Below are 12,379 nucleotides of genomic sequence, written 5' to 3' on the forward strand. Positions count from 1 at the left end.
TGACGCACGAATGTCAATTAACAAGAGTTAACAATTGGCGATTTAATTCGGGCACGAACGAATCGATTACATCGCAACGCGACATTAACCGGATTTGACATGAGTTATTCGGCCAAGGTGCTGTGGGGGGAAGGGCTGTTCCTCCGGCCTCAACACTTTCAGCGACAGGACGCGTACCACGAAGCGCGCCTGTTCGAATCGATCCAGGCGATCCAGCCGTACAACTGGGGCGTGCGCTCGGTGCGCATCGACCGCGACGCACTCGGCAGCAACGTGCTGCGGGTGGCCGAGCTCGCGCTCGTGTTCCCGGACGGCGCGCTGTACGCCGCGCCGCAGGCCGACGACCTGCCGCCGCCGATCGCGCTGGACACGCTGCCTGACGGCATCAACGAATTCGTGTTCTATCTCGCGCTGCACCCGCTGCGCGAGAACGGCACCAACTACAGCGACGATCCGGCCGCCGGCTTCATGACGCGTTTCGTCAGCGAGCAGACCAGCGTCGGCGACAACTTCACCGACGCGGCCGAAGCCGACATCACGTTCCTGAAGACGCAGGTCAAGCTGATCGCGCACAGCGAACCGCGCGACCAGCTGCTGTCGGTGCCGCTCGTGCGCGTGCGCCGCACCGCGACGTCCGGTTTCGAGATCGACGACAGCTTCGTGCCGCCGTGCCTCGCGATCGATGCGTCGCCGATCCTGCACCAGCGGCTGCGCCAGCTCGTCGATGCGCTGCAGGCGAAGGTGAACGCGCTGTACGGCTTTCACCGCGAGCCGTCGAAGAACATCATCGAATTCCGCTCGGGCGACATCGCATCGTTCTGGCTGCTGCACACCGCGAACGCCGCATTCGCGACGCTCGCGCACCTGCACCAGCATTCGGCGCTGCATCCCGAGCGGCTGTTCCAGGAATTGCTGCGCCTCGCGGGCCAGCTGATGACGTTCTCGAAGGGCTACACGCTCGCGGACCTGCCGGTGTACCGCCACGACGATCCGGGCCCGAGCTTTGCGCGTCTCGACCTGATGCTGCGCGAGCTGCTCGACACCGTGATCTCGACGCGCTACTTCGCGATCACGCTCGACGAGGTGCGCCCGTCGTTCCACCTCGGCCGCCTCGATTCCGGCAAGATCGACGACAAGACCGAGTTCTACCTCGCGGTGTCCGCGGACATGCCGAGCGTCGAGCTCGTCGATGCGGTGCCGGCCCGCTTCAAGGTCGGTGCGCCCGACGACGTCGACAAGCTCGTGCTGTCGGCCATGCCCGGCGTGCGGCTGTCGTACACGCCGCAGGTACCGCCCGCGATTCCGGTGCGCCCCGGCGCCTGCTACTTCGCGCTCGATTCGCGCGGCGCGCTGTACGAGCGCATGCTGCAGGCCCAGTCCGCGATGATCTACGCGCCGACTGGCATCAATGACCTGAAGTTCGAACTGATCGCGGTCACATCATGAGCTACGCGCCTTCCCTGTTCGGCGACAACGCGCCGCCTCCCCTGCATACCCCGGCGTCGACGGATGCCTCGTTCCAGGCCCGTTCGCTGCTCGACCTGCTGTACGACGGGTTCTTCATGCTGTTCCTGCTCAAGAACAGGCGGGAGCCGGATAGCGCGAGCGAGTTCAGCACGCGGATCCAGGAATTCCTGTCGGATTTCGAGCGTGGCGCGAAGAAGCTGAATATCGCGGCCGAGGATGTGTACGGCGCGAAGTTCGCGTTCTGCGCGGCCATCGACGAGATGGTGCTGTCGTCGCAGTTCAAGATCCGTGCGGACTGGGAACGCCGGCCGCTGCAGCTCGTGCTGTTCGGCGAGCAGCTCGCGGGGGAGAAGTTCTTTCAGTATCTCGAGGAGTGCCGCGCGCAGGGTGCGGCGCGGCTGCAGTCGCTCGAGGTGTTTCATATGTGCCTGCTGCTCGGGTTCCAGGGCAAGTACCTGCTCGAAGGGCCGGAGAAACTGGCTTACCTCACCGCGCGGCTGGGGGACGAGATCGCGCATATGAAGGGCAAGCGGGCGCCGTTCGCGCCGCATTGGCCGTTGCCGGATCAGATCGCGCATCGACTCAAACGCGAAGTGCCGGTTTGGGCGATCGGGGCGGTTTTTGCGCTGGTGGCGCTGCTCGGGTATCTCGGGCTCAATACGTATCTGAAGGACAAGACGCTGCAGGCGTTGGCGCCTTATTCGCAGGTCATCAAGGTCGGGCCGGAATCGGCCAATTTGACGATTTCGCTGCCTTGAGGAGCGGAGGCTTCTCTGCCTCGCTTCACGATGAGAAAGGACCGCCCCGGCGGTCCTTTTTTGTTGCGACGTCCCGTTCGTCGTGCTCGCGGCTACTCGCCGTTCGAATCCAGATCGAGGAAGTCGTCATGGCGATCGAAGTGGTTGAGACAGCGGACGAGGTCGTCGATCGATGCGCCCGGTTTCTGACGACAGGCCAGATCGACGACGTCCTGGAAGTGCTCGCACGAGTAGCGGAATACGTAACCGAGCTCGGTGACCCGCTCGGGGTAGCGCTCGCGATCGTCGTCGTCGACCTGTACCTTGTCGCCGATATAGATCGTCTGCCGAGGACACCAGTCTGCATCGCCGTCATTTCCGTACACATCGTATTGCCACGCCGGATCGTAGCTCTCCGGCCGTTCGGCCTTCGCTCGCACAACCGCGATGAAGTCGGCAAGCGTGAATGTCCTGTTCTTGAAATCTTCCGGGCCGCGAATCTGCAATCCGATGCGCTCGCATTCGATAAGCGCCAGCAATCGTTCGGCCCTGCCACGCTCGCACGCCAGCAGGCCGGCATCGAGGTCTCGTGCCGCCGCAAGCGCCCGCTCCAGGAACGGACGCGCCGATCCACTGCGCGACGTCTCGCACATCAGGTCGCCCAGCGCGACGAGCGACTGGGCGAGTACAACGCGATCGCCCTCCTGCTCGGCCCCGGTCAGCGCAAGATGCAGCACGGCTTCGCCCCGATCCGTCATGCCATGATCGAGCAGCATCAGCGCCTTGCGAAAGGTCTGCCGCGCACTCACCGCGACGCCTCGTTGCCGGGGAGATCCATCCAGACGTCTTCGTAGCCGGCGTCGTCGATGATGAAACGCGCGCCGGGCGGCAGCATCAAATAGGGCAAGACCAGCGGCAGGTAGGTGGGCAGATGTGCGGCGTGCAGCGGCTGGTAGAAGTCGGGCGCCTCTGAATATTCGCCGCAGTGGAAAAACCAGCCGATGTCATCGCCTTCCGACAGCACGATGCGCGTGCCATAGACAGGCATCCGCCCGAGCGTCGCTATCGCGACCGCAACCTTGTGCCCGGGTTCGGCAGCACGCAGAGCGTATCGCGCACACACGGCCTCCTGACGTTCACGTAACCCCGCCGGATCATCCGTCAGGTTCATTTCCCGCTCCCCTCCATGCCGTCCTGCATCGACAGAAAAGCCGTGAAACTGTCGGATACCGGCGTCGTCTCGCCCGTCTCGTGCGACCAAAGGACGACGGCCGGTTCGCACGATGCCCCTGTCCGGTCGTAGTCGAAGCAATAGTAGTCACCCGTCCCGAACTCGGCAAACGGCAACAGATTCGAGAAATCGGCATCCGTGTGGTCGAAGTTGTCTCGCCACGCGCGCCGACCTTCACTGTAGTGCCGAACGATCGAATTCCAGGTCTTGCGCGGATTGCGCGCATCGAAGACGGGGAACACGGACAATCCGCCAAGCGACCTGCCGTTGTTGAGCAGCAGCCATGTCGCGAACGAATGCGGCAACGCGCGGCCGAGTGACGCTTCGGCTGCTTCGATTTCGGCCACGGTCGTGCCGATGGTCGGTGTGCGGGTCATCGGTTGATCTTCCTGTCGGTATCTCCGACGTACACGTGTTCGATGTTGCGCGTCACGGCTCGAGCCACCAGTCGAGCAGCGTTTCGTCGTCCGGATCCTCGAAGTTCCGGTAGATGTTCGCGTAATACCAGGCAAGACCGGTTCTTGCCGTGAAGCCGTCGAAGACAGTACGGATTCGCTCGCCTCCCGCACCGGACGGCACCGATAGCGCGAGCGATCCGCCGTAACGACCGTCGAGCGTACCGCTCAGTTCGGATTCGACCTCGCTCGCAAGCCGGTCGATCTCGTGATCCGGAATCGCGTCGCCATAGATCTGGATGCAGTAGTTTCCGCCGCGCTTCAGTACCGTGGCAGGACGATCGGGGTCATCCATGCGGACAAGATCGCCTTTCGCGAGATTCAGCGCCAGGCCGGGCGATGCCAGCAATTCGTAGATGCCCGGCTCGATCTGACGCGCGGGAAGTTCTTCATGAAACGGTGCATCTCCGGAGCTGCCTGCGTAGACGTGGATCAGGTCGTCATCCTGGTCGGGGTCAAGCATTTCGTTCTCGCCGTAAGTAAGACCGTGTTTCAGTCAATCACTTGTGTCACCCTGGGCTGCCTGCGTATTGGCCTGCGCATTGCTCGAGACTGCTCGCCCGCACTCACCCGCCGACCATCTCCATGAACACCGCCGCTTGCGCATCCGGCAGCGCCTCGCCAATCCGCGCCCGGACTTCAGCAAGGAATGCCGGGCGGATTTCATACGTGTCGTCGAAGATATCGCGTGAGTACCTTCCAACGTACAACTCGCACCAGATACACAGCGCGTGGGCGAAGTGCGTGAGGGATGACGCAACGCGCGATGGTGCCCAGGAGCCCGCGCCGTGGCGGTCGAACAGCACATCGCCTCCCGGGACGACGATCACGGGATCGCCGCCCATCTGACCCAGCACGATCCAGTCGTCGTGCCATCCGGACAGACGCCGGCCAGATGCGTCGACACGATAGCCGGCCTGGCCACGCGCGAGACTCGCCTGGTTGCCGTACAACAGGAGGTCGTCAGCGGTCCAGGGAATCGACAGATCGACATCGTCGAGCGCGCTGAACCATGCGGCAATTTCATCGCTCACGGAGAGGGAACTCGCGTGCATTACATGATCGGGCACAGGTGCGCCGATGCTTGCGTGCACGCCCACCGTGTCGCGAATTCCGACGATGAACTGCTTCAGATCCCGATTGTGCATCGTGCCTCCCGGCGACATGGCGCCTTGTCGAATCGATTGCGAACGATACCGGTCTCGGGTCTCTCTGTCAGCCGCATGCCGGCACTTGAATTCACCGAAATCGTCGATGGAGTCATCGGTCGCTAAACGACTTGCGACCATCGCATCCCGGACAACGTAATGGGCCGCTGGATGGCCGAGATAGGCGGTGCCCAAAATGCAATCTCCTCGAGAAATCAAACGAGCGGATTGGCTGCTATCAGGATGTGCCGCCAGGATTTCAAGACGACGTGTGGCAAACCACGTCGTCAGAACAGGATGAATTCATCGTTCTCTACGTAAAAGACGAATGCGTCGAGCAACTGCGAAACGCTCGGTTCGTCGATTTGGTCGTGGGCGTTGATCACGATATCTTCGATCGTCGCACTGTTCAGCGTGATGCTCCAGCCGGGTTGCAGCGCGATCGAGGACGATGCATCGTCTTCGGCATGTTGCGCGTCTGCCGAGAATGCGCCCTCTGTATCGAGCGTCCACGGCTTCGGCGGTAGATGGAGCCACCCAGAGAAGTCGCCGGGCGTTTCGAGGATCTGCTTCAGGCTGACTATGGTCGTCAGGTCGGTTGTTGCGAGCATCGGTTGTAGGGGTGGGAGTAACGTTTGGAGGCGCGGATGGCACGGCATCGTGACATGCACGTGCGATTGCTTCGATGAATTCACGTGGGCGCTGCAAAGCGCGTACGTTGTTCGTCGGCATCACGGAATCGGACATCAGCGCTCGCGCATGATGCCGCAAAAGGTCGTGATTATGCCAATGATGCGGGAGGCGAAACCTGCCACCATTTTTTGCCGGGGCGATTGAACAACATGTTGGCTGCCCGCTGCGGCCTGCCACTTAGACCGGTTGACCGAAATAAACGACCTCGAACATGTCGACCCATCGATGGAATGGCTCCGGCAGCGCGTTCAGCAAATCGCTTTTCCCGGCAATTTTTGCATCGCACGCGAACACGACTTGATTGACGTTGGGATCGCCGTAGACGGTCAGCACGACGAGGCACCCACCGCTTCCCACGAACGCTGCGCGCCGACAAGGCCCCGGGTCTTCCACGTCGTCGAAGAATTCGACACCCGATGCAATCAAGTCTGTCTCCCGGCATTCGAAGTATCCCCAGTCTGCAATCCGGACCGGACGATACCGAAAAGCCGCTTCGAGGGATGGGTAGTGAGTCGTCATATATCTCAAAGATGTGCGCTCGCAATGCCGGATCGCGACCATCAGGTTAAGGCGAGGCGTGTATAAGCCGACGGTCTGCAGCACCCCGTCGGCACGCTAGTCGCACTATCCCATCCCAAAGAGCGAATCGACGACATTCCTGATCCACGTCTTGACATCACCCCAGGCGATTTTCTTTTGCCTCGTAATTTTTCCGATAAAAATTATCGACCACGCGACGGCGAGACCCAAGGCGACACATAGGCCTAAAAATGAAAATTCACTCATTGGAATGAAAGCGTTCCAATTTCTTCGCGATGTATGCATGCGACATGAATGTACGTGAGGTCCAGAGGACTCTGGCCGAGCACTATGGCATCGATGTATCACCCGACTTCATCGACACGGTTACTGAGGGGGGATCGCCAAAGCGCTGAGTTGGCAGAACCGTCCGCTTGACGCGATGCATCAGGTATTGCCCTTCGACTCACTGCGGATCGAGGAGACCGACGGCGCTAAGTTCCGGCTTCAGGCGGGTACCCGGAATCCGCAGCACTTCGATGGCAATACTTCGAGGCTCGGCGCTGTCGGCCAGTTAACGTGTCCGACGCCACGTCACCTTGTCGGCTTCGATATCGACTCCCCATCCGTAGGCTCGCTTCGCCACATGACCAGTACATGATGAGCCCAACCGGTCAAACAGCTCTGCTCTGATACTCGCCAAAACACTTGTCGCAAACAACAACGAGCCCGTCGAAGACGGCCGCATGCTGATCCTCGAAATCCGATCCAAACGGCGCATCACCAGGCTCCGGCAAACCGAACTGTTTCGCGACCTCGGTCGAAACAAAGTACGAAATGTCGGCGAGTCCGTCTCCCAGCCAGTCGATGTCGTAACGGAGAATCTTCAAGCGCCTCGCGTCCGTTTTCATGTCGGCGCCGATATCGCTTGAAACATGTATCACCCCGGTTGCGCCATGCGATTTACACAGTATCCGGCCCATGCCTCATCCTATTGTCGTTTCCCATTCGCAATTTTAGCGAATCGATGACTTTCCTGATCTACGTCTTGACATCACCCCAGGTGATTATCTTTTGCCTCGTAATTTTTCCCATAAAAATTATCGACCACGCGACGGCGAGACCCGCGGCGACACATAGGCTTAAAAATGAAATTTCACTCATTGGAATGAAAGCGTTCCAATTTCTTCGCGATGTATGCATACGACTATTTTTTTCGACTCACTGCGGATCGGGATCAGCGACGACGGCGTAGTCGGCAACAAGGCCGTCTATCCAGACCGACGGGCAGGAGCTGATCCGATCTTTTGTGTGAGGCATAAACCGAGAGCCAAGGAACCACTTTTATGCCACGCAAACGCAAGGAGGAAGTGACGATTGAACCGGGCACGACGGCTTGAACCTTGACCCGGCACTGATCAAGCAACTGGTGCCGGGGACGCTGAACCGGTCGACGATCAACGAACGGCTTGCAGCAGGCCAGCCAATCCGCGTCCAGGCGTCCAACTCCGTGCAATCCACTTTCATCATCAATTTGCTGACCCTGAAATCGGAGTGAATTTCGAGTGATTTCGCCCGTCACTCGCGATACCCGCGCAACAACTTCTTGCGCGACTCCCCACGCCTTGCACGACGCCTCCCACACGCCAATCACGCGGCCGGCCGCCCCCGCCCTGCTGAAATCGATCTCAATCAGGGCCAATTCGACTTCCGGCGCGGCGCGGTTGCGAGTAGTGTCTACATGCCCGTATTCCGGCCGCCCCCGGGTTCGACGGATACCCGGCGCTCACCACACGACATTGACCTCTGGAGATCTGCGATGAAACGTTCGAAGTTCCTGCTGTCGGGCCTGCTGCTCGCGTCGGCCCTCGGCTTCACGGCCGTCGCCGCGCACGCCGACGACCTGCTCGACTCGGTCAAGAAAGCCGGCGTGCTGCGCGTCGGCCTCGAGGGCACGTATCCGCCGTTCAACTCGCGCGGCACGTCCGGCCAGCTCGAGGGTTTCGACGTCGACGTCGCGAACGCGGTCGCCGGCAAGCTCGGCGTGAAGACGCAGTTCATCCCGACCGAATGGAGCGGCATCATCGCCGGCCTGCAGGCCGGCAAGTTCGACGTGATCGTCAACCAGGTCACGATCACGCCGCAGCGCAAGGAAGCGCTCGACTTCAGCGAGCCGTACACGTACTCGGCCGCCCAGCTGATCCAGCGCAAGGACGACACGCGCAACTTCAAGTCGCTCGACGATTTCAAGGGCAAGAAGCTCGGCGTGACGCTCGGCACCAACTACGACCAGATGGCGCGCACCGTGCCGGGCATCGAGGTGCAGACGTATCCGGGCGCGCCGGAGAAACTGCGCGACCTCGCCGCCGGCCGGATCGAGGCGACGCTCGACGACCGCCTGATGCTGCCGTACATGATCAAGACGTCGAACCTGCCGCTGCGCGCGGGCGCAGTGCTGAACGGCGGCAAGCAGGAAATGGCGATCCCGTTCCGCAAGGGCAACCCGAAGTTCGAGAAGGCGATCAACGACGCGCTCGACTCGCTGCACAAGGACGGCACGCTGAAGAAGATCTCGATGCACTGGTTCGGCAGCGATGTGACCGTGCCGGTCGCGCAGTAAGCGACCAGGCGCTTGAACGCGTCACGCCATTCGCTTCGGTGAATGCGTGACGCCTCCCCTCAAGCCGCTTCGTCGAAGCGCGCCAGCAGCATCTGGCCCACCGGTGTCAGCGCCGGGCGCGCGGCCACGGCGTTCATGCGCATCTGCGTATCGTCGACCAGCCGCTTCTCGACCAGCACGGCAAAAGCCGGATTCGACGGATCGACGCTGTCCGGCGCACGTGCAACGCGCAACAGCATCGAGAATTCATGCGGGCTCAGCATGGTCCCTGTCTCCTGATCGTCCGCGATCCGGTTCGAACCGGCGTCGATCGTATTTTCGAATGTAATGGCGCGTGGCATGACCGCCGCGCCGCCGGGAGCGAGATCCCGGCAGGCCTGCCTGCGACGCGGGCACGTCGTCGCTAAGGGGTTGCGCACGCCGCGGTTCCGGCGATGCCGCCGCGACGGGAACGTGCAACGTTATGGGCGCACCATGACGCGACCATGACAGGAAAACGGGGCGCAAGACAGCGCGCGTTACATGCCGCTTCGATTCGATGCCGATCCAATTGACGAAGACGGATCGCATGCTCGGCCGGCGGTTTTCTGCTCGCCGGTTGTTTCGCGCCCTTCATCGCGGGTCGACCGAATACGGGAACCCGCCGCTTGCCGGTCCGCTCGCGTGGCGCATGCAGCGCACGACCACGTTCACCGCGCGCCCGAGCGTCATCCCGACGAGCACGCCCCATACCGCGAACGACAGCATCACGAAGCCGCTCGTCGCCGCCCACGGCGCGTGCACGGCGACCGCGTAATGGATGCCGGTCTCGGCGACGAACGTCAGCATCAGCGTGACGAGCAGGCTGGCGTCGCCGGGCAAGCGCACGCGCAGGCCCGACGACGCCGGACGATACTCGAGCCGCCACCGGCTCGCGTGCAGCCAGCCCAGCGCTGCGCCGCCCAGGACGGCCGCCAGCGCAATCGCGTTCGCGTCGATGCCGGCATGCGGAAAAAGCCCGTTCAGGCTGACGATGCCGAGCATCCCGAACGCGACCGGCGAGATCAGCGGTCGTGCCGCCGGCACCTCTCGAGGGAAACAGCGCTTGATGCCGATGTAGAGCAGCACGCAGAACATGACGTACACGTAAGGCTTCAGGTGAAGGAGCGCGGACATGGTCGAAGTCGCCTGATCGGAGTGGACACGGCAACACCGTACTGCGCCGCTCAGGCAGACGACACGGCTTGCGACGGGCGGCCGGAATTTGCGGACGAGTTGCGCGTCGCGGCGATGATCGTCCGGCGAATCGGGACGAATGACGCGCCACTGAATCCGGCCACCGGCGACGTCCGAGCTGAATGCCCCCTCCCGCGCCAGCCGACTCATCGTGCTCGACGCGCAACCGGCTACACCCCGTGTCCTTCCGCAGCGCCTTCCACTACACTCGTGGCAGAAACCGGCCAACCGTCGGCAGCCGACGCGCTTCGTCAAAGCCGCGCGCCGTTCGTCGCAACGCGCGCGTTATCGGCCCGTCCGGCAGTAAGGTCAGGCCATCGGCGCATCGCGCGCCCACCCTCACCCGACACCATGCGAGCCACGTCCGACCCGTCGCCGATTCCGCAGCCACCCGCCGGCGCCCCGCCGCGGCTGCTGCGCGATCCGTCCGCGCTGCTTGCGTTCGCGTGCTTCAACTCGGTCGTCGGCCTCGGGTTCTGGGCGATCCATTTCAACGAACCGCTGTTGCCCTACCTCGTCGTCGCCAACACGATCGGCTTCTGCGCGCTGCTGTTCAGCCATGCCGCCGACCGGCTGCTGCCGCGCAAGCCGGGGCTCGCGCTGAAGACCATCGTGATTGCGCCGGCCAGCGTGCTCGTCGGTTTCGAGATATCGGCAGCGATCGTCCGCGGGAACGTGCCGCACGTGTTCGGGCGTGCCCGCCTCGGAACGTGGGACAACTACGGGCCGTCGTTGCTCATCTCGGCGATCCTGTTCGTGTGCGTATCGTTGTTCCTGCAATCGATGCGCATGCGTGCAACGCTCGAGACCGAGCGCCGCGAAGCCGCCGAAGCGCGCCAGGCCGAGACTGCCGCGCGCCTGGCACTGCTGCAGGCGCAGATCGAGCCGCACTTCCTGTTCAATACGCTCGCGAACGTGCAGAGCCTGATCGAGCGCGACCCGGCCCGCGCATCGACGATGCTCGACAGCCTGAACCGCTACCTGCGCGCGAGCCTGCGGCGCACGCGCGATGCGACGTCCACGCTCGGCGAGGAACTCGAACTCGTTGAAGCACTGCTGAAGATCGCATCGATCCGGCTCGGCGAGCGGCTTTCTTATACGATCGACGTGCCGGCGGACCTGCACGCGCTGCCGTTCTCGCCGCTGCTGCTGCAACCGCTCGTCGAGAATGCCCTGCTGCACGGGATCGAGCCGTCCATCGACGGCGGCGTGATCGTGATTCGCGGCAGGATGCGTGGCGACAAACTCGAACTCAACGTGATCGACACGGGCGTCGGCCTCGGCAAAAGCGACGCGCGCCTGCATGGCGGCGTCGGGCTCGCCAACGTCGCGGCGCGCATCCGGACACTGCACGGCGAGCGCGGCCGCGTCTGCGTCGAAACGAACGCCGCCGCCGCGCATGGCGTCACCGCTACCCTGCTGATTCCGATCGACTGACATGCCGACCGCCCTCATTGCCGACGACGAACCGAACCTGTCCGCCTCGCTCGCGCACCGGTTGGGGCAGCTCTGGCCCGAACTGGAAATCGTTTCGATGCCGCGCAACGGCATCGAAACGCTGGCCGCGCTGAACGCGTCGCCACGCCCGGACATCGCGTTTCTCGACATCAGGATGCCCGGCATCGACGGGTTGAAGCTGGCCGCGCTGGTGCCGGACGTGCACGTCGTGTTCGTCACGGCCTACGACGAATATGCGGTCGATGCATTCGATCGCGCGGCCGTCGACTACCTGTTGAAGCCGGTGACGGACGAGCGGCTGCTGCGGTGTATCGCGAAGCTTCAGCGCGGCGGGCCGGCGCTTGCGCAGGCCGATGCGCTTGCGCAGGCGGCACAAGCAAGAGAAGCGGTGCCGATCCGCTGGCTGACGGTAGGCGTGAAGGATGCGACGCGACTCGTTTCGGTCGACGATGTGCTGTATTTCCAGGCATCGGAGAAATACACGGAAGTCGTCACGGCCGGCGAACGGCTCGTGATTCGCACGCCGCTGAAAGAGCTGATGCAGCGGCTCGATCCGGAGCGGTTCGCGCAGGTGCATCGCGGCGTGATCGTTGCGTATGCAGCGATCGATCGTATCGAGCGCGACTTGCTGGGACGGTTGCGGATTCGCGTGCACGGGCAGCGGGAAATGCTGCCCGTCAGTCGTGCGTATGCGGGGTTGTTCAGGCAGATGTGAGGGGCATGCATGAAGATCGTGGATCTGTGCCCCAAGCACGGCATATCGGAGGCGACGTTCTATAGCTGACATAGCCGCTACGGCGGCATGGATGAGTCAGGAGCACGATCACACTTCGCGA

At 62.6% G+C, this 12,379-nt stretch carries 15 protein-coding genes and 1 pseudogene; 6 read left to right on the top strand and 10 right to left on the bottom strand.

All coding sequences use genetic code 11. The features are described 5' to 3' along the window. The first annotated feature begins 99 nt into the window (after nucleotides 1–99). Nucleotides 100–1,446: a type VI secretion system baseplate subunit TssK gene (tssK, locus tag FOZ70_RS04475; RefSeq protein ID WP_011350756.1), complete on the top strand. Its 1,347-nt coding sequence runs from the start codon at nucleotides 100–102 to the stop codon at nucleotides 1,444–1,446. Continuing rightward, nucleotides 1,443–2,225, top strand: a complete 783-nt coding sequence (icmH, locus tag FOZ70_RS04480; RefSeq protein ID WP_021161821.1) for a type IVB secretion system protein IcmH/DotU — start codon at nucleotides 1,443–1,445, stop codon at nucleotides 2,223–2,225. Before tssK ends, icmH begins: the two co-directional genes overlap by 4 nt. Nucleotides 2,226–2,317: 92 nt before the next feature. On the opposite strand, the gene FOZ70_RS04485 is transcribed toward icmH, so the two are convergent. The 8 genes from FOZ70_RS04485 to FOZ70_RS04520 form a co-directional block, all read right to left on the bottom strand. After that, nucleotides 2,318–3,013: a hypothetical protein gene (locus FOZ70_RS04485; RefSeq protein ID WP_219705010.1), complete on the bottom strand. Its 696-nt coding sequence runs from the start codon at nucleotides 3,011–3,013 to the stop codon at nucleotides 2,318–2,320. Beyond that, entirely contained in the window at nucleotides 3,010–3,375 is a 366-nt protein-coding gene (locus FOZ70_RS04490; RefSeq protein ID WP_225723153.1) for a hypothetical protein, read from the bottom strand. Before FOZ70_RS04490 ends, FOZ70_RS04485 begins: the two co-directional genes overlap by 4 nt. Next, entirely contained in the window at nucleotides 3,372–3,812 is a 441-nt protein-coding gene (locus tag FOZ70_RS04495) for an SMI1/KNR4 family protein (RefSeq protein ID WP_219705011.1), read from the bottom strand. The genes FOZ70_RS04490 and FOZ70_RS04495 overlap by 4 nt, the downstream gene beginning before the upstream one ends. A gap of 52 nt (nucleotides 3,813–3,864) precedes the next feature. Continuing rightward, complete coding sequence (locus FOZ70_RS04500; protein WP_219705012.1) at nucleotides 3,865–4,353, bottom strand: DUF4265 domain-containing protein; 489 nt, start codon at nucleotides 4,351–4,353, stop codon at nucleotides 3,865–3,867. Between the two features lie 103 nt (nucleotides 4,354–4,456). After that, nucleotides 4,457–5,233: a hypothetical protein gene (locus FOZ70_RS04505; protein WP_219705013.1), complete on the bottom strand. Its 777-nt coding sequence runs from the start codon at nucleotides 5,231–5,233 to the stop codon at nucleotides 4,457–4,459. A gap of 92 nt (nucleotides 5,234–5,325) precedes the next feature. Beyond that, nucleotides 5,326–5,649, bottom strand: coding sequence for a hypothetical protein (locus FOZ70_RS04510; RefSeq protein WP_219705014.1), 324 nt, complete (start codon nucleotides 5,647–5,649; stop codon nucleotides 5,326–5,328). A 259-nt stretch (nucleotides 5,650–5,908) separates the two neighbouring features. Further along, nucleotides 5,909–6,250: a hypothetical protein gene (locus tag FOZ70_RS04515; protein ID WP_124842488.1), complete on the bottom strand. Its 342-nt coding sequence runs from the start codon at nucleotides 6,248–6,250 to the stop codon at nucleotides 5,909–5,911. A 674-nt stretch (nucleotides 6,251–6,924) separates the two neighbouring features. Next, nucleotides 6,925–7,233 carry a hypothetical protein gene (locus FOZ70_RS04520; RefSeq protein WP_059486524.1) on the bottom strand — a complete coding sequence of 103 codons (309 nt, stop codon included), beginning with the start codon at nucleotides 7,231–7,233 and terminating at the stop codon, nucleotides 6,925–6,927. Nucleotides 7,234–7,596: 363 nt separating this feature from the next. On the opposite strand from FOZ70_RS04520, the pseudogene FOZ70_RS04525 reads away from it, so the two are divergent. Both FOZ70_RS04525 and FOZ70_RS04530 read left to right on the top strand, forming a co-directional pair. Beyond that, nucleotides 7,597–7,727: pseudogene (locus FOZ70_RS04525) on the top strand (IS256 family transposase); the annotation flags it as partial. 342 nt (nucleotides 7,728–8,069) lie between these two features. After that, on the top strand, nucleotides 8,070–8,870 hold the full coding sequence (locus FOZ70_RS04530; RefSeq protein ID WP_021161832.1) for a transporter substrate-binding domain-containing protein: 801 nt from the start codon (nucleotides 8,070–8,072) through the stop codon (nucleotides 8,868–8,870). 59 nt (nucleotides 8,871–8,929) lie between these two features. Here FOZ70_RS04530 and FOZ70_RS04535 read toward each other — a convergent pair whose 3' ends face one another. Continuing rightward, nucleotides 8,930–9,133, bottom strand: coding sequence for a hypothetical protein (locus FOZ70_RS04535; RefSeq protein ID WP_027788527.1), 204 nt, complete (start codon nucleotides 9,131–9,133; stop codon nucleotides 8,930–8,932). Nucleotides 9,134–9,482: 349 nt separating this feature from the next. Further along, nucleotides 9,483–10,235, bottom strand: coding sequence for a DUF6622 family protein (locus tag FOZ70_RS04540; RefSeq protein ID WP_346656386.1), 753 nt, complete (start codon nucleotides 10,233–10,235; stop codon nucleotides 9,483–9,485). A gap of 201 nt (nucleotides 10,236–10,436) precedes the next feature. Here FOZ70_RS04540 and FOZ70_RS04545 point away from each other — a divergent pair, with 201 nt between their 5' ends. Then, on the top strand, nucleotides 10,437–11,522 hold the full coding sequence (locus FOZ70_RS04545; RefSeq protein WP_219705016.1) for a histidine kinase: 1,086 nt from the start codon (nucleotides 10,437–10,439) through the stop codon (nucleotides 11,520–11,522). Nucleotide 11,523: 1 nt separating this feature from the next. Further along, complete coding sequence (locus FOZ70_RS04550; RefSeq protein ID WP_219705017.1) at nucleotides 11,524–12,258, top strand: LytTR family DNA-binding domain-containing protein; 735 nt, start codon at nucleotides 11,524–11,526, stop codon at nucleotides 12,256–12,258. Nucleotides 12,259–12,379: the final 121 nt, after the last annotated feature.

The organism is Burkholderia sp. COPS (assembly GCF_019425585.1).
Taxonomy (GTDB): domain Bacteria; phylum Pseudomonadota; class Gammaproteobacteria; order Burkholderiales; family Burkholderiaceae; genus Burkholderia; species Burkholderia cepacia.